At 71.3% G+C, this 16,085-nt stretch carries 20 protein-coding genes and 3 pseudogenes; 7 read left to right on the top strand and 16 right to left on the bottom strand.

What is annotated here, in order from left to right; all coding sequences use genetic code 11:
* Positions 1–28: 28 nt before the first annotated feature.
* A pseudogene (locus tag M878_RS93665) lies at positions 29–217 on the top strand (PepSY domain-containing protein); the annotation flags it as partial.
* 158 nt (positions 218–375) lie between these two features.
* Here the strand turns inward: M878_RS93665 and M878_RS54700 are convergent.
* Together M878_RS54700 and M878_RS000000101335 are read right to left on the bottom strand one after the other, a co-directional pair.
* Positions 376–747 (bottom strand): tetratricopeptide repeat protein, encoded by a 372-nt coding sequence (locus tag M878_RS54700; RefSeq protein WP_167345793.1) that lies wholly within the window; start codon positions 745–747, stop codon positions 376–378.
* Between the two features lie 79 nt (positions 748–826).
* Positions 827–994: a hypothetical protein gene (locus M878_RS000000101335; protein WP_342452710.1), complete on the bottom strand. Its 168-nt coding sequence runs from the start codon at positions 992–994 to the stop codon at positions 827–829.
* Between the two features lie 38 nt (positions 995–1,032).
* On the opposite strand from M878_RS000000101335, the gene M878_RS54695 reads away from it, so the two are divergent.
* Both M878_RS54695 and M878_RS54690 read left to right on the top strand, forming a co-directional pair.
* Entirely contained in the window at positions 1,033–1,620 is a 588-nt protein-coding gene (locus M878_RS54695; RefSeq protein ID WP_023544961.1) for an RNA polymerase sigma factor, read from the top strand.
* A pseudogene (locus M878_RS54690) lies at positions 1,617–1,927 on the top strand (hypothetical protein). Before M878_RS54695 ends, M878_RS54690 begins: the two are co-directional and overlap by 4 nt.
* Before the next feature lie 116 nt (positions 1,928–2,043).
* Here the strand turns inward: M878_RS54690 and M878_RS54685 are convergent.
* Positions 2,044–2,355, bottom strand: a complete 312-nt coding sequence (locus M878_RS54685; protein WP_023544959.1) for a Fe(II)-2OG oxygenase family protein — start codon at positions 2,353–2,355, stop codon at positions 2,044–2,046.
* Positions 2,356–2,436: 81 nt separating this feature from the next.
* Positions 2,437–3,435 (bottom strand): phenylalanine 4-monooxygenase, encoded by a 999-nt coding sequence (locus M878_RS54680; RefSeq protein ID WP_078630575.1) that lies wholly within the window; start codon positions 3,433–3,435, stop codon positions 2,437–2,439.
* A 108-nt stretch (positions 3,436–3,543) separates the two neighbouring features.
* On the opposite strand from M878_RS54680, the gene M878_RS54675 reads away from it, so the two are divergent.
* The 3 genes from M878_RS54675 (at position 3,544) to M878_RS54665 (ending at position 6,539) form a co-directional block, all read left to right on the top strand.
* Positions 3,544–4,002, top strand: a complete 459-nt coding sequence (locus M878_RS54675; protein ID WP_023544957.1) for a hypothetical protein — start codon at positions 3,544–3,546, stop codon at positions 4,000–4,002.
* Between the two features lie 129 nt (positions 4,003–4,131).
* Complete coding sequence (locus M878_RS54670; protein ID WP_023544956.1) at positions 4,132–5,262, top strand: PLP-dependent cysteine synthase family protein; 1,131 nt, start codon at positions 4,132–4,134, stop codon at positions 5,260–5,262.
* Entirely contained in the window at positions 5,259–6,539 is a 1,281-nt protein-coding gene (locus M878_RS54665) for an MDR family MFS transporter (RefSeq protein WP_023544955.1), read from the top strand. Before M878_RS54670 ends, M878_RS54665 begins: the two co-directional genes overlap by 4 nt.
* A 123-nt stretch (positions 6,540–6,662) precedes the next feature.
* Here M878_RS54665 and M878_RS96075 read toward each other — a convergent pair.
* The 11 genes and pseudogenes from M878_RS96075 to M878_RS54620 form a co-directional block, all read right to left on the bottom strand.
* Positions 6,663–6,795 (bottom strand): annotated as a pseudogene (locus M878_RS96075) (sugar ABC transporter permease); the annotation flags it as partial.
* Positions 6,796–7,357: 562 nt separating this feature from the next.
* Positions 7,358–7,708 (bottom strand): ArsR/SmtB family transcription factor, encoded by a 351-nt coding sequence (locus tag M878_RS54660; protein ID WP_023544954.1) that lies wholly within the window; start codon positions 7,706–7,708, stop codon positions 7,358–7,360.
* A 333-nt stretch (positions 7,709–8,041) separates the two neighbouring features.
* Complete coding sequence (locus M878_RS54655; RefSeq protein WP_031224094.1) at positions 8,042–8,392, bottom strand: zinc ribbon domain-containing protein YjdM; 351 nt, start codon at positions 8,390–8,392, stop codon at positions 8,042–8,044.
* Positions 8,393–8,448: 56 nt separating this feature from the next.
* Positions 8,449–8,847, bottom strand: coding sequence for an STAS domain-containing protein (locus M878_RS54650; RefSeq protein WP_023544952.1), 399 nt, complete (start codon positions 8,845–8,847; stop codon positions 8,449–8,451).
* A 57-nt stretch (positions 8,848–8,904) separates the two neighbouring features.
* Positions 8,905–9,330, bottom strand: coding sequence for an ATP-binding protein (locus tag M878_RS54645; protein ID WP_031224092.1), 426 nt, complete (start codon positions 9,328–9,330; stop codon positions 8,905–8,907).
* Positions 9,327–9,740, bottom strand: a complete 414-nt coding sequence (locus tag M878_RS54640) for a pyridoxamine 5'-phosphate oxidase family protein (protein WP_023544950.1) — start codon at positions 9,738–9,740, stop codon at positions 9,327–9,329. The genes M878_RS54645 and M878_RS54640 overlap by 4 nt, the downstream gene beginning before the upstream one ends.
* On the bottom strand, positions 9,737–11,464 hold the full coding sequence (locus M878_RS54635) for a SulP family inorganic anion transporter (RefSeq protein WP_031224090.1): 1,728 nt from the start codon (positions 11,462–11,464) through the stop codon (positions 9,737–9,739). Before M878_RS54635 ends, M878_RS54640 begins: the two co-directional genes overlap by 4 nt.
* Before the next feature lie 5 nt (positions 11,465–11,469).
* Positions 11,470–11,811, bottom strand: coding sequence for an ArsR/SmtB family transcription factor (locus M878_RS54630; RefSeq protein WP_023544948.1), 342 nt, complete (start codon positions 11,809–11,811; stop codon positions 11,470–11,472).
* Positions 11,812–11,967: 156 nt separating this feature from the next.
* Complete coding sequence (locus M878_RS47010; RefSeq protein WP_031224088.1) at positions 11,968–12,186, bottom strand: hypothetical protein; 219 nt, start codon at positions 12,184–12,186, stop codon at positions 11,968–11,970.
* 127 nt (positions 12,187–12,313) lie between these two features.
* Complete coding sequence (locus M878_RS54625; RefSeq protein ID WP_031224086.1) at positions 12,314–13,279, bottom strand: pirin family protein; 966 nt, start codon at positions 13,277–13,279, stop codon at positions 12,314–12,316.
* Between the two features lie 504 nt (positions 13,280–13,783).
* Entirely contained in the window at positions 13,784–14,350 is a 567-nt protein-coding gene (locus M878_RS54620) for a GNAT family N-acetyltransferase (protein WP_031224084.1), read from the bottom strand.
* Between the two features lie 231 nt (positions 14,351–14,581).
* On the opposite strand from M878_RS54620, the gene M878_RS54615 reads away from it, so the two are divergent.
* Positions 14,582–14,938 (top strand): cupin domain-containing protein, encoded by a 357-nt coding sequence (locus M878_RS54615; protein WP_023544944.1) that lies wholly within the window; start codon positions 14,582–14,584, stop codon positions 14,936–14,938.
* A gap of 88 nt (positions 14,939–15,026) precedes the next feature.
* Here the strand turns inward: M878_RS54615 and M878_RS54610 are convergent, their stop codons facing one another.
* Positions 15,027–16,001, bottom strand: a complete 975-nt coding sequence (locus M878_RS54610) for a pyridoxal-phosphate dependent enzyme (protein ID WP_023544943.1) — start codon at positions 15,999–16,001, stop codon at positions 15,027–15,029.
* Positions 16,002–16,085 lie beyond the last annotated feature (84 nt).

Raw genomic sequence — 16,085 nt, 5'->3', positions numbered from 1 at the left:
CTCGACCGCCCCGGCCGAGGCGTCCCGCCCCGCCGCCCGCGAGGCCCATCCCGAGGGTGCCGTCGCAGCCGTACGCCCCGCATCCGAGGCCGGCACCATCACCCGCGTGCTGCTCTCCGGCGTCAAGGGCACCGGCCCCGAACACCCCCTTACCGTGTTCGTCGACCCCTGCACCGGCCGGGTGCGCGGCGCGCTCGAACAGTACGGCTCGACCGGCGAGAGCCGGGGCTTCAGCCGCACCCGGCGACTGGGGAAGAACCCCTGGGTGGTCACCCGGACGGTACGGCCGACGGGGTGAGACACGGACGGCCGTGCCCCGGTGTGAGACATGCCGAGGCCCGGCCCCTGCCGGGAACCGGGCCCTCGCCCTGCGGCTCACTCCTGCGGGAAGTCACCCGCGAGCGCCGAAGCGATCCGCAGATGCCGCTCCGCCTCCTCGTGCCGGGCCTGCCGCTGGAGCGTACGGCCCAGCATCAGCCGGGCGTAGTGCTCCACCGGGTCACGCTCCACGATGACGCGCAACTCGGCTTCCGCACGGCTCAGTTGGGCCGAGTGGTAGTAGGCGCGGGCCAGCAGCAGCCGGGGTCCGGTCTGCTCCGGCACCTCTTCGACGAGCCCGGTCAGCACCCGTGCCGCGCCCGCGTAGTCCTTGGCGTCGAAGAACTGCCGCGCACGCTCCCAGCGCTCATCCGGTGTGCCGTGGTCGTAGTACACCGTCTCCGGCTGGGTCTCCACTTGAGTCTCCACTCGTGACCTCCTTCGACGGCCACAACGGAACGCTTTTATTCAATATTCCACTAACTCTGGGGGGTGGCTTCCAGAGCGGTCATGACTGCTCCGTCTCGTGATCGGTGGTACCGAACGGGTCGTCGGGGTCCCGGGTGTGCTCGAGCAGACCGGCCGCCTCCAGGCCGCGGGCCGGCTTGGAGACGTGGAGCGCCTCCATGTACCTGTGCCGGCCGCGGGGTCGGCGGATGTCAGGAGGAGACACCATGGTTGTCGGCATCGTAGTGATCGGTGTGCTGCTCCCCGATGAACCGACGATTCCCCTGGCCGGACGAACGGCTGATCAAGGCCGCCCAGGACGGCGACGTCACGTCGCTCACCACCGTCGTCATGGAATCGCAGCCGCATGTGCGCAGATTCGCGCTGTCGCTGTGCGCCTCACCGCAGGACGCGGAGGACGCGGCGCAGGAGGCGCTGATCATCCTCTACCGGAAGATCGGTACCCTGCGGACTACCGGTGCGCTCGCCTCGTGGATGTTCCGGATCGTGCGCAACGAATGCCTCCGGCAGGTACGGCTGCTCGTCTCGCGCAGCGACAACACGGCGGCCCAACCGGAGGCGTGCGCGAGGCAGTCCGCCGAGGACGCGGTGCTGCGCGGGATGGAGGTGGAGCGGATCGCGGCCGCGGTCAGCGCCCTTCCCGGTGACCAGCGGCAGGTCCTGATCATGCGGGATGTCCAGGGCCTGCCCGGCACTGCCGTCGCCCGCTCGCTCGGCCTGAGCAACGCCGCGATGAAGTCGCGGCTGCACAGAGCCCGCGTGGCATTGCGTCGGTCATCGGGGCCGTCCGATCGAGCGGCCGACCCATCAGCCGGAGGGGAACCGCAACCGTGAACACAGCGAGCACCGTGCCCACCGAGAACACAGGCCCCGCGGCGCCCGAGTCGAACTTCGCGAGCAAGTCCGTGGCGCGCCATCTGGTGCGCGGCGTCATCGGTTTCGGGCTGATCACCGGCTCGATCGCGTTGGTACCGTTCGCCGGCCCGGCCACCCTGCTGGCGGCCCCCTGGGCCTCATCGCCTTCCGCGGCTGTCCCACCTGCTGGCTGATCGGCCTGGCCCAGACGGTCTCCCGCGGCCGTCTGGAGCGCCGTTGCGTGGACAGGCTCTGCGCCCTGACCAGGGCGGACCCGTCGCAGTAGGTCACGGTTACGTGCGGGCCGCCCCTGGCAGGAGAGGGCGGGGCGACCCGCACGGCTGGAGCCCGGCCGCGAACGTCTGCGCCCCCGCATGCGGCAACCGCGCCCGTGCGCCGCCCTCAGGAGTCCGGTGCGGCGATGCTGATGCGGTGCACGGTGCGGACCTGACCGCGTTCGACGGCCGTCGAGGCGTGGTAGGTGGTGTTGGCGCCCGCGCCGAAGCCGGTCACGCGGTCGGGATACTCCGGGACTCCGTACACATGGCGTCGCCCGGTGACGGGGCCGCGCTTCACCAGGGGGTGCTCGACCAGGGGATGCTCCGCTTCGACGCGGGCGCGCAGTTCCGCCGCCGAGAGCCCGATGTGGTCCCGGGTGATGCGGATACGCTGCGTGCAGGTGTGCAGGGCCGTGATGGAGTTCCTCCCGCTCACCGGCGGATGACAGTGCGTTCGCGGCGCTGTTGCGGCCCGGGCCGGATGCGCGCCGAGACGCTGGTCGAGCCGTTCTCCGCGCTACAAGAGGCCCTTTTCCGACAGGCCACGCCCCGCACCGCCGGGGTCGGCGTCGGGCTCCTTCGAGAGGTTGGGGCGTGCCAGGGAGCCGCGTTCGCTCAGTGCGGGCAGACGCAGCCGGGCGCGGGTGTCGTCGTCGAAGTCGTCGAGGAAGCCATGGAGGAAGTCCGCCAGGCGGGGCAGCGGGTCGATGGCGTACAGGACCGGTTGGTAGCCGGCGACCTGGACGGGCCGGCGCAGCACTTCGGCGATGTCGAGCGGCCGGATGCGGGCGCGCCGGACGTGGCCGAGTTCGCCGTACGACGACAGCAGTGCGGCCCCGTACGCCTTTGGACGGTCTTCCTCCCAGGCCACACCGAACTCAAGGGTGAACCAGTACAGGCGGCTGATCAGATCCAGGGCGTCGCGCGATTCCACGCGGGCGGCGGCGCGGCCGACAGCGCGGTACAGGTCGGCGAACCAGGGGTCGCACAGGTGGGTGCCGTGACTGAACACATCGTGCAGGACGTCCGGTTCGGGTGTGTACAAGGGCATCGCAGGGTGGCGGACGTACTGCACCGCGTGAAAGTAGCCGTCGGCCATGGCCCCAAGGAACCGCTTGTTCTGTACGATCCCGCCGGCCAGCGTGAACCGGAAGCCGGTCAGCTCCTGGAGGCGGTCGGAGACCTCCTCATGCTGCGGAATCCGGTCCCCCGGGATCGCGGCCCGTTCCTGGGCCCGCAGGACGGCCCGGCAGGCGTGCTCCCGGTGCGCCTCGACCAGCGCCGCGTGGGCGGTGCGCCAGGTGGCGTGCTCGGCCTCGGTGTACTCCACGGTCGGTGACGGGGTGCCGACGCGGTGTCCCTCGGCGCCGGCCACCAGGTCGTCCCGGCGGCGCAGATAGGCGCCATCGGAGAAGGCGGGGTGCCGCTGGGCCGGGCCCAGATGCCTGCCGTGCGGGTCCAGTGGCGTGCGGCTCAGCCAGTCCATCACCAAGGTCTCCTCCGTGCGCTCGACCATCCGGATCATCGCCGCGCTCGACGCCCGCGACTTGCCGAGAAACCGAAAAATTAACTCAAAAGTGAATCAAAGCATTCATTCAGTGATGAGCTGCCTACCATCTGTCGCATGCCGCAGGAATCGGTGGCCGGACGCGCTGGGAGGCGTACGCCGGTCCTCGCCATCCTCGTGGGCCTGACGCTGATGCTCGTGGCCCACGTCGTCTCCTGCGCGCTTCACCACCTCGACGGCGCCCCGCACATCGCGGCGCGGACCGTGTCGATGACGAGCGAGGCCCAGGGCGCCGGCGCCCTGGCGGTCGTATCCGGCTCCGCGGGCCGTCCCGCGGGGCATGACGTGGACGGCCACCACGATCACGACTCCACGTGCTGCGACCCGGCCGACCGGCCCGCAGATCTTCGCGCGTCCACGGCAGCTCTGGTCCTCGCCCTGCTGGTGCTCGTCCTCGCCCGTCGTGGCCTGCTGAGCCCGTCGGTGCCCGACACGCTGGGGCGGGCCGGACCGGAGCGTTCGCCTGCCTGCGCCGGAGTGCACCTCCTGCGTTGCGTCTGCGTCAGCCGTACCTGAGGGCCACGCCCGGTTCGCGCGCCTCCGGATGTCCTTCGAGGCGAGCCGGCACGCCGGGCCCCGCGCACGTTCCGTACGGCACCCGCACGGCGGCCCATGACAGCCACCGGGCCGCAGAAAGACGACTTCATGAGCACAGCTCTGCGCAGCATCTCCTCGCGCGACATCAGCTCCTTCCTCGCAGCACACGAACTCCCGGAACCGGCCGGAGCCCCGCGCCGGTCAGCGGCCGGCCTGGTCGGCAACACGCCTGTCCTGTGGGTGGGGGAGCCCTTCCATCCGCCCGGGCGCGGTTTCTGGGCCAAGCTGGAGGGCGCCAACCCGGGCGGCCTCAAGGACCGCCCGGGTCTGCACATGGTCGCCGCCGCCCGCAAGCGCGGCGAACTCGCACCAGGCGCACCCGTCATCGAGTCCACCAGCGGCACCCTCGGCCTCGGTCTCGCCCTGGCCGGCATCACGTACGGCCATCCGGTCACCCTCGTCACCGACCCCGGCATGGAGCCGCTGATGGTGCACCAGCTGTGCGCACTCGGCGCCCGCGTGGACGTGGTCACCGAGCCGGCCCCGGTGGGAGGCTGGCAGGAGGCGCGCCGCCAGCGGGTACGCGAACTGCTCGCCCGTACTCCGTCGGCCTGGTGCCCCGACCAGTACAACAACCCCGACAACGTCGCCGCCTACGCCCCACTCGCCCTGGAACTCACCGTCCAGCTCGGCCGGATCGACGTCCTGGTCGCCGCCGTCGGCACCGGCGGGCACTCGGCGGGCGTCGCGCGCACCCTGCGCGCCTTCAACCCCGAGCTGAGACTCGTCGGCGTCGACTCGGTGCACTCCACCGTCTTCGGCCAGCCGGCCGGCCCCCGCCTCATGCGCGGCCTGGGCAGTAGCATCCACCCGGGGAACGTCGACCACGCCGCCTTCGACGAGGTTCACTGGGTGGCTCCCGGCGAGGCCGTGCGGACCTGCCGGGAGCTGGCCCGGGGCCACTGCGCCAGCGGTGGATGGAGCGTGGGAGCCGTCGCCCTCGTGGCCAACTGGCTCGCCCGTACACAACCGGAGCGGACCCGTACCGTGGCGATCTTCCCGGACGGCGTGCACCGCTACTGGAACACCGTCTACAGCGACGACTACTGCCGCACGCACGACCTGCTGGGCGGCGCGCCGGCCGCCGACCCGGACGAGATCACACGGCCCGATGAGCGGGTGGTCGAGCGATGGACCCGCTGCACCGACGTCACCGTGCCCGAGGTGATGGCGCGATGAACTCCCTTTCCGCACAGTTCCGTTCGTTCAACGGATGCGTCCGGCTGCTGATGGTCCAGCAGTTCACCATCAACACCGCCTTCTACATGCTCATGCCCTATCTCGCCGTGCACCTGGCGAACGACCTGCGCATGGCCGCATGGGCGGTCGGCCTGGTGCTGGGCGTGCGCAACTTCACCCAGCAGGGCATGTTCCTGGTCGGCGGAACGCTCGCCGACCGGCTCGGCTGCAAACCCGTGATCGTGGCGGGCTGTGTGCTGCGCACCGTCGGCTTCGGCCTCCTCGGATGCGTCGACAGCCTGCCCGCTCTCGTGGCGGCGTCCGCGGCGACCGGGTTCGCGGGGGCGATGTTCAACCCGGCCGTTCGAGCGTGTCTCGCCCACGAGGCAGGGGAGCGACGGGTGGTGGCCTTCGCCGCCTTCAACGTCTTCTACCAAGCGGGCATGTTCGTCGGCCCGCTCGTCGGACTCGCGCTGCTGGCCGCCGACTTCCGTCTGGTCTGCTCCGTGGCGGCCGTGCTGTTCCTCGCTCTGACGCTCCTCCAGCTGCGACTGCTGCCCGCCCGCAGGGGCACGCCCTCGGCCGAGCAGAGCGGTGTCCTGGCCGACTGGCGGACCATTGTCCGCAACCGTCCCTTCGTCCTGTTCTCCCTCGCGATGATCGGCTCGTACGTGCTGTCCTTCCAGGTCTATCTGGCGCTGCCGCTCGAGGCTCACCGCGTGGCGCCGGGCAGCGGTGACGCGGTGACCACGGCCCTGTTCGCGGTCTCCGCCGCGGTGGCCGTGGTAGGGCAGCTGGGAATCACCGCATGGGCGCGGGCCCGCTGGTCCCCGCAGCGCGCGATCGTCTACGGCATCTCGCTGATGGGCGCGGCTTTCCTGCCCCTGGTGACGGCCGACTCGACGGTCGACGGGAGGTCCGGCCTCCTCGACTGGATCGTGACGCTCGGCCCGCTGCTCGTCTCGGTGGCCCTGCTCGGGCTGGGCACGGCCGCGGTGTACCCCTTCGAGATGGACACCGTCGTCCGCCTCGCCGGCGGCCGGCTCGTCGCCACGCACTACGGGCTCTACAACTCCGTCTCCGGCCTCGGCATCACCCTGGGCAACCTCACCACGGGCGCCGTCTGGGACGCCACCGACCGGCTGGGCCACCCGGAACTGACCTGGTGGATACTCGCCGTGACAGGCGCGCTCTGCGCCGGATGCGTCGCACTGCTCGCACGCTCCGGCCGCCTGCATGCCCGGCCTGAGCCGGAACCGATGACGGTGGCCTCATGAGCCCCACTGGCCCTCGAAGGTCGGGTGCAGGGGAACAGGTCGGGCGGGCTCTTGTGCGACCAGGTCGCCAGGGTCGGGGAAGAATCGCCGGGCCCGCCCTTGGCCTGCAGCACCCCCGAGAGGCCGGAAGTGCCGGTTGAAGAAGACCGCGAGGGCGAGACCGATGACGTACTGGAAGGTGAGGGACACGAAGGTGAAGACCATCGTGTGGCGCAGCGCAGCGCAGCGCCGGGCCGAACGCCGGGTCGCTCAGGACCCTTTGGGCGGCCATGTGGTCCTGGGCCGTGTCGGCCGGCGGTCACTCAGGCGGCCCGGAAAGCAGCCGCGGCCCGCGAGCACCAGGGACGACCTGAGGAAGGCGTCCGGATCGGCGGGACCGTCCTCTGCTGCCGGTGAGTGCTGGGAACGACCGAACTGGCTGGGCAATTTCAGGACACGCAGGCCGGGCGAAGGGCGGACTGCCCGCGGTGCAGGGGAAGGGCCGCTCCTTTGGTCCTGCCGCCTCCACCACGACGTTGAAGTAGTCCCGCCATCCGTCTGGTGACGCATCGACGACTGCGACTGACCCTTGCGGTGAGGCGCGGCGGCACGACTCCGGCACACGTCTGTTCCCCCAGACGGGTCGTGGGCCGGCAGTGTCGCGGTGTCCAGTCGGTGACCGTCTCTCAAGCGGGGCACCGCCGGCACACCGCCCCGCTCCGGATGCCCGTCTCCTCACGGTCACGCGGTATTGCGGCGCACGGTGCACGGCACCGCGAGGCGGGCGGAGGAGGCCGTCGCGGAGCGTCGGAAGACAGCCGCCGATCATGGGGCCGTCGCTACGACGGCGGTTTCCCCTCCGACTGGGCCGCTCTCAGGTCGGCGAGCAGTTCTGCCTGCCCCGCCAGCACGCCGGACAGGATCGAGCGGGCCACCCGCATCAGTTCCGCCACCTCCGGGCTGGCCAGCGAGTAGTACACGTTCGACCCTTCCTTGCGGGTGCGCACCAGGTTCGCCCGCCGCAGCACGGCCAGCTGCTGGGACAGGTGCGCGGGCTCGATCCCCACCTCGGGCAGCATCTCCGCGACCGCGTGCTCGCGCTCGCTCAACAACTCCAGGACGCGGATGCGGGCCGGATGGCCGAGTGTCTTGAAGAACTCGGCCTTCAGCTGGTACAGCGGCGTACTCACCGCGCCGTCCTCTCCTCAGCACGGCACGACCTGACCGGCCGGACCACTCGGCATCGCATCCACCCACTCGTCACGAACATGCGACCCATCCTCGCTCGTGGCACCGGCAGAACCGAACCCGCCCCGAGGAGTCAGGCCGCCCACATTCAGTGGTGAGGTGCCGCCCCGCCGCCGTCGGCCCGGACGGGGGCTGCCCGCGCTGTGGCGAGGTCCGTATGGTCAGGCTGTCCTCAGACGGGCGCACGCATCAGCCGGCTCAGGGCACCGACCGGCGAACACGGGACGCCGGCTGCAGCTCACCGGTGGCGCCACGGGCCCGGCAAGGGAGCCGGTTCAGACCTTCTTGACCACGCTCGACTTCAGCTGCATGGCACCGAAGCCGTCGATCTTGCAGTCGATGTCGTGACCGTCCACGCCGTCGACGAGGCGGATGCCCCGCACCTTGGTGCCCGCCTTGATGCCGGCCGGGCTGCCCTTGACCTTGAGCGTCTTGACCACCGTCACGGTGTCGCCGTCGGCGAGCACATTGCCGACCGCATCCCTGATCACCTTGTCCCCGCCGGCGTCAGTAGCCGCGGCGGACGGCGCCCACTCGTGGCCGCACTCCGGACAGACGAGCAGCGCGCCCATCTCGTACGTGTACACGCTGGAACATTCGGGGCAGGGGGGAAGAACTTCACTCATGGGAACAGTGTCTTTCACTCGGTGAGCTGATACGTACTCAAAGGGGGGAGCGTGCGTCAGGCGGCGGGCCAGCCGTCGGTGCGCCACTCCTGCTGACCCTCTGCGGGAGCCGACGGTCCTCGGCCGTGGGCCGCGAGGGCGGTGGCCAGGTCGCAGTGGACGGGGATGTCCGGGCAGTCGCCGGCCGGGACCAGCGAGCCGTCAGCGGGGATGGCGGCCAGCTCCAGGCTCCGGCCGGACTCGGCGAGGCGGCGGGCGGCCTCGGTGATGGCCAACTGGCCTTCGGCGGACCAGCTGCGCAGCTCGGTCAGGTCGAGGACGACTGGACCGGTGCCGCGGGCGACGACCCAGCCGATCGCGCCGCTGAACCGGCGTACCGCCTCCGGGCCGAGGTATCCGGCGACGGAGAGGACGCCGAGATCCTGCTCGATGGTGTAACGCCAGTCGATGGTCATGGGGGTGGAACTTCCTCGTGCGGTGGCGTGGTGGTGAGGGGCTGAGGTCTGGCCCGGTCAGAGGGGCAAGGTGATCCAGATGCTCTTGCCCTTGCCGTCGGCGTCCGCGCGGGCGACCGCGGTGCCGCGCAGGCCGAGGACGAGCTCCATCACGGTGCCCAGGCCGCCGCTACCCCTCTCCGTGATCGCGCCGTAGAGGGGCGGCTGGTAGGGGTGGCGGTCGTGGACGGCGAAGACGAAGCAGTCCGGGCCGGCCGCGTAGAACACCGTGATCTTGGGGGAGAGCGCGGCGGCGTGCCGGACACTGTTGGTGACCAGCTCGCTCAGGATCAGCAAGGCCGGATCCACGGTGGGGTGCCGCAGCCCGATGCCCCACTCCCGCAGGGTCTGTTCAGCGGTCTGACGGGCCACACGGACCGCGGCCGGCACGGACGGCAGGGTGAGCACGTGGCGGTGCGGCAGTGCCTCCAATTGTGTGGTCATCGCCTCTCCGTCCCCCGGACGAGGCGGAAACCGGTGACCGTTTGCGGGTGGATGCGGACGACGGTGTCGTGCGGGCCGTGCGTCCAGCCGGGCAGCGTCCGCCGGTAGTGGGCGGCCTCGTCCGGGTCGTTGATCACTTCGGCCGGTCCGGTCGCGGTCACCGTCCAGCCGGTGCCCGTGGCTTGCTGAATGTCGTCGGCGTGGTAGCTCGCGCTCAGCGGAACGACAGCCGGCTGGACCGGGGTGCGCACGATCAGCCGGCCGTACTCCCACACATGCCGAGCGGGCCGTACGACGGCGACGTCGCGCTGCACGAACACCAGCCGCCCCAGCTCCGCCCCTTCCAGCAGCCACAGTGCCTCCGCGCCGGAGACCTCGGCCATGCGCGGGGTGCTGGAGGAGGTGCTCATAGGACTGGTTCCTCGCTGGTGTCCGGGCTTTTCGGGCTCGTCTTACGGGCGGGGACGGCAGACAGGAATCCGGCCGTCTCCAGGTGATCGCGGGCGGCGCGGATCGCCTCGGGCGTGGAGGCGTACTCACGGCCCTCGTGCCGCAGCAGCTCCAGCGCGCCGACGGAGTCCAGGACCTGCCGCTGACCGGGACGTATCCCCGAGGCCAGCACGACGATCCCCCGCCGCGTGAGCTTCTCCACCGCGTCCTTCAGGACGAGGGCACCGGTGGCGTCCATCGTCGAGACGCGCGACATGCGCAGGATCACGACCCGTACGTCCGCGACCTCGGCCAGCTCCATCAGGAAGCGGTGCGCGGCGGCGAAGAACAGTGGCCCGTCGATGCGGTACGCGACGATGTGCTCAGCGAGCAGCGCGTGCTCCTCGGCCGTGTGGTCGGCACGGTCCAGCGGCACCTGGTCCAGGCGGGCCTGCTTGGCCACCGCACGCAGCGCGAGGGCGCCGGCGACGACCAGACCGATGATCACGGCGTAGACGAGATCGAGGGCGAGGGTCGCGACCGCGGTCAGGGCGAGTATCACGGCATCGGACCGCGTGGCCCTGGCCATCGCCTTCAGCGAGCCCACTTCGACCATGCGGATCGCGGTGGCCAGGAGCACGCCGGCCAGCGCGGCGAGCGGGATCTTCGACACCAGGGGCGCCGCCGCGAAGACGATCACCGCGAGAACGGCGGCATGGGTGAGGGCGGCCAGCCGGGAGCCCGCGCCGGTGCGGACGTTGACGGCGGTGCGGGCGATGGCTCCGGTGGCCGGGACGCCGCCGAACAGCGGGGCGGCGATGTTGGCCAGGCCCTGGCCGAGCAGTTCCCGGTCCGGGTCGTGTCGCTGTCCCACCGTCATCGCGTCGGCGGCGGCCGCGGACATCAGCGACTCCAGCGCGGCCAGCGCGGCCACCGCCACGGCGGGGGTGAGCAGCGAGCCGAGCGAGCCGGGTTCGAGGAAGGAGAGGGAGGGCGCCGGCAGTCCCGCCGGCAGATCGCCGATCGGCTTCACCTTCAGGTGGGCGACCTGTGCCACGACGGTGGCGGCGATCACGGCGACGATGGAGAACGGCACGGTCGGCCGCCATCGCGCTCCGGCCAGCATGAGTACGACCACGCAGGCCGCCAGAGTGACGGCGGTCCAGTTCGGCGCCTTCACGAACTCCTCGACCGCGTGCCAGGTGACGACGAGCACCTTGTCGCCCGCGGGCTTGGACACGCCGAGCGCGTTCGGCACCTGTTGGAGCCCGATCACTCCGGCGATGCCGAGCGTGAAGCCCTCGATCACGGGCGCCGGCACGTACTGCATATAACGCCCGGCCCTGAGCAGGGCGAGGACGACGAGCATCACACCGGCCATCAGCCCCACCGTGAACACGGCGGTCGGACCGTACTGGGCGACGATCGGCACCAGGACGACGGTCATGGCACCGGTCGGCCCCGACACCTGGAGATTCGACCCGCCGAACACGGCGGCCAGCGCGCCGGCGACCACGGCGGTCGCCAGGCCCGCCTCAGCACCCAGCCCCGACGACACCCCGAAACCGAGGGCGAGCGGCAGCGCCACGATCGCCACCGTCAGGCCGGCGAGGAGGTCCCGGCGCGGATCACGCCGGATCTGCGCCAGATCGGGGCGCGAGGGCAGCAGCGAGGTGATCCGGGCCCGGACCATCCGGGCAGACATCATGCTCATCGGGCGGCGACCCCGGCGTCGCGCAGCTCGGCCAGCAGCTCGTTGCGCCCGGAGAGCATCTCGGTCAGGATCCGCCGGGCGGCCTTCATCAGGTCCGCGACATCACCGCCGGCCAGCTCGTAGACGACGGTCGAGCCCTCACGGGTGGAATCGACGATCCCCGAGCGGCGCAGCACCGCGAGCTGCTGGGACAGGCTCGACGGCTCCACCTCGATGGCGGCCAGCAGCTCCCGCACCGGCATCGGCCCGTCCTGCAACAGCTCCAGCACCCGGATCCGCACGGGATGGCCCAGCATCCGGAAGAACTCCGCCTTCGCCTGGTACAGCGGAACCGACACGACCCCTCAGCTTCCTTCGCGCAGCCCCGCTCGGGACGAGACACACAGAAGCTGTGCCCGCGGCTACCTGCAAGCACAGCGAACACAGCATCTAACCAATTGCGAAATTTAGCAATTCCTCTGCCCGGATTGCCCTCGCATGCCCGAATAGGAGAGCTATGTGCTGTTGGGCCAGTCGTACGGTCCGCCGCCGCGCCACTCGATCAGCTCGGGGTCGTCGATCGTGGTGTCGGTGTTCGGCAGGCCCGCCCGGTGGAGGAATTCGAGCACGTCGAAGAGGGTGTAGGCGGTGCCCATGGACTCGCCGCGGATTGTCACCCGCCGTCCGCCGTCCTGCGCGGGCGGGAGCACAATCACCGGAGGGTGCCCGTCCATGACACCAGCATGCCCCGGAAACAGGCCGACAGGCAGCTCCACGCCAGCGGAATGCATAGGGCGTACCCGCCTCGCCCGGCGGTACGCGCTTCCGTTGGAAAATACGTGCTTCTTGGAAAATAAGAGCTCAGCGCACCCTGCTCCGTGGTTTCAGCGGCACTGTCGGCAGCTCCGGAGCAGGCAGCGGATCCCCGTCGTACCCCTTCACCTCCCCGAATCGGGACCCGTTCATCCAGTCTTCCCGGGCCTGGCTGATGTCGTCCTGCGTACGCCCGACGAAGTTCCACCACATGATCAGCTCCTCCGCGAACGGCTCGCCGCCGAGCAGCATGATCCCGGCGTCCGACTCGGCTCGCAGCGGGAGTTCCGAGCGGCCGCAGCCGAGGTAGAGCATCGAGCCGGGGAGTACCGGTACGCCGTCCACGTGGACCTCGCCCGACATGGCCAGTACGCCGTACTCGAAGTCGGGCTCCAGCGGCAGCCGTACGTCGGCGCCCCGGGTGAGGGCGAGGTCGGCGCCGACGATCGGGGTGTATGTCGTACCGGGCGACGTGGATCCGTCGAGGTCGCCGAGGATGACCGAGGCGGTGAGGCCCGGCGCGGTGACCGTGGGCAGGTCCGCGTGGTATTCGAACTTCGGCTCGGTGTGGCGGTGTTCGTCCGGCAGTGCGACCCACAGCTGGGCGCCGTGCAGGAAGCGCGCGTGCGGGCGCGGGCTCTCCTCGGAGTGGCTGATCGCGCGACCCGAGGTCATCAGGCCCAGCTGCCTGGGCCGGATCGTCTGCAGGCTGCCCGTCGAGTCCCGGTGCAGCACCTCGCCCTCGTGCAGCCAGCTGACCGTCTGCAGCCCGATGTGCGGGTGCGGCGGTACCTGCATGCCGGGCTCGTCGGCGATGTCGTCGGGCCCGTAGTGGTCGACGAAGGCCCACGCGCCGATCATGCGGCGGCCGAGGTTGGGCAGCAGTCGGCGCACCTCGGTCGACTCGCCCAGCTTCACATGACGGGGGCTCAGCAGTTCGCGGACGGGCTCGGCGACGACGAATCCGCGGCCGCCGCAGACGCTGGGCACGGGTGCGCGGTCAAGGTTGCTCATGCCGCCCAACTTAGCGGTGCGGAAGCCGGACCGGTGAGCACGGAAACCCGCATTTTCCTTGGGTAAGTCAATCAACTGACTTATATGCGGGGGCTGTGCCGACCGTGTCCCCGGCGGAGGCCCGACCATGTCTCAAACACGTCACCCAGGTCGCGTCGGAGGCGGAAGCGTGCAGCGGCCTGGGCAGTGCGGGCACGGCACCGAGCCCGCGACCAGCATCAGAAGGCTGGTCGACAGCATCAGCCGCTTGCCGTACATGTCACCGAGCCGGCCCGTCACCGGCGTGGTGACGGCCGCTGCGCGGATCCCTGACGCGGGATCCCCTATGGTTACCGCGGGCATACCGGCCGGTGAATTCCCCGAGTACTCGGACGCGTGGCCCTGCTGGAGTCCGGCGCGCACCTGGTAGTCGTAGGCGGACGGAAGCCGGTCACGCGGTGGCGACCCGCGCCCACCTTTCCCCATCCCCTTATGCGCCTGCAGGCTGTGCTCTCCCCGTCCCCGTCATGCGCCCGCAGCCTGCGCTCTCCCCGTCCACTCCCACGCCAGTACCGCCCAGATCTCCTCGTCGTGTCGCTCGCCCCGGTGCGGGTAACTCTCCCGCAGGACCGCCTCCTTGTGCATGCCGAGCCGTCGGGCGACCGCGATGCTGGGTGCGTTCCCTGCCGACACCCACCACTCGACCCGGTGGATGCCCCGCTCCCGGATCGCCCAGTCGATCAGCAGGCGCGCGGCCCGGGTCACCAACCCCCGGCCCACGGCGTCCGGTTCCAGCCAGCAGCCCGCCTCCGCCGTGCCCTGCGGGACGTCCATCCGGCGCAGGATCACCGCCCCGACCAGCGTGCCGTCGAGCCGTATCCCCCGGATGAGCCCCGCGTCGGCCGCCTCCTTCTCGGCGTACGCCGTCAGGAACGTCCGGGCGGCCGCCAGGTCGCTGACCGCGTCGGGCAGCCCGTTGAACCGCCCGATGAACTCCCGGCCGCGATCCACATGGGCGAGGAACTCCTCGGCCTGCCAGGGCTGGAGGGGGCACAGTTCGGCGCCGTCGGCGCCGAGAGAGGTTGCGTACATGGTCACCTCGGGTGAGTCGGACGGGAGATGGGACATCTGGTACGTCTGGTACGTCAGCCTACGGTCCGCCTCTGACATCGTTGTCCCCGGTCGAATGGCGGTGCGCGGACGCGCGGCCGACGATGGAGGCGTGGGGTACGGCCGCCGTCGCAGCGCCGGTGCCGTCCGAGGCCGCCGGGGGACGGTGGCCGGCCCCGGTCGCGGTCAGCGGCCGGAAGGGAGGACACCGTCATGCTGGAAGTGAAGACGGTCGAGAAGCCGGACGAACGGCGCGACTTCCCACGAGGCCACCTCGAAGCCCTGCATCTGACCGGGCTGGACTTCGCCGTGGCCACCTTCGAACCCGGTTGGCGCTGGTCGGAGTCCGTCGGCCCGATCGCGGGCACCAAGAGCTGCATGGTCCACCACAACGGGTACGTGGTGCAGGGACGGATGCATCTGATCATGGATGACGGCGGCGAGGCCGAGGTCGGCCCCGGCGACGTCTTCGTGTGCCCGCCCGGTCACGACGCCTGGGTGGTGGGAGACGAGCAGGTCGTGGTCCATGACTTCGCCGGGGGCATGGCGAAGGAGTACGCGAAGGGCTGAACGCCGGGTTCCCCGCAACACCGGGTCGCACGGCGTGCGGCCCGGTGGCTTGTCCAGGGGCGGCACCACCCCGTCGTCGCCCCCTCCGTCACCCTTCGAACGCAGCCGCCCCCTCCTCCGCGAACGCGACCGCGTCCGGGTGCCCGAACAGGCCGGGCAGGCCGCCGGTGTGGACGAACACCGTCTTCTCGCCCGGCCGGACGTCACCGTCGCGGACGGCCGCCCGGAGTCCGGCCAGGGCCCGGCCGGTGTAGATCGGATCGAGTACGAGGCCCTCGGTGCGGGCGGCGAGCCGGAGTGCCTGGGCCACCGGGCCGGTCAGCGCCGCGTACCCGGCGCCCACCTGGTCCCGGCGCACCCGCAGCCCTTCGGCCGTGACCTGCTCCGTGGTCAGCGGTGCCGCGAACTCCGCCACGGCGGCAGCCGGATCGGCCAGGGCGCCCACGTCGACGCCGAGCACCGCCCCGGCGCCCAGGGCGGCGACCAGCCCGGCCATGGTGCCGCCCGAGCCGAGCGCGACCACCACCGTCCGCAGCTGAGGCAGCTGCTCGTCCAGTTCCTCGCCGCAGCGCACATAGCCCCGGGCCCCCAGCACTCCCGACCCGCCGAACGGGATCAGCGCGGGCCGGGCACCGCGGGCCCGCAACCGTGCGCACACCTCGGCCGCCGCCGCGTCCAGCCCCGCTTGGTCCACCTCGCCCGCCCAGGCGAGCCTCGCCCCGAACAGCCCGTCCAGCGCGAGGTTCCCGGACCGGGAGGCGCCCGGCGAGCCGCGCAGCACGAGGACGGCGTCCAGCCCGAGCCGGGCGGCCGCGGCGGCGGTCAGCCGGGCGTGGTTGCTCTGCGGGGCGCCCGTGGTCACGAGGGTGTCCGCGCCCTCGGCGAGGGCCGCGCCCGCCGTCCACTCCAGCTTGCGGATCTTGTTGCCGCCGCCGCCCAGACCGGTCAGGTCGTCCCGCTTGATCCACAGGTCCTCGGGCCCGAGCCCGAGCGCGGCGGCCAGCCGGGGCGCCGGTTCGACGGGGGTGGGGAAGGTGCCGAGCGGTACGGAGGAGTGGCTCATGGCGTACGTCCTTCAGTGCGGATCAGTTGCGGATCAGGCAGGTGCTGATCAGATGCTGATCAGGGGTGGATCGCGGTCGTCCGG

Origin of the sequence: Streptomyces roseochromogenus subsp. oscitans DS 12.976 (assembly GCF_000497445.1) — a bacterium.
In the GTDB taxonomy this organism is placed as follows: Bacteria; Actinomycetota; Actinomycetes; order Streptomycetales; family Streptomycetaceae; genus Streptomyces; species Streptomyces oscitans.
The sequence above is the reverse complement of the archived record's forward strand: the minus strand, read 5'-3'. Positions and strand labels throughout refer to the sequence as shown.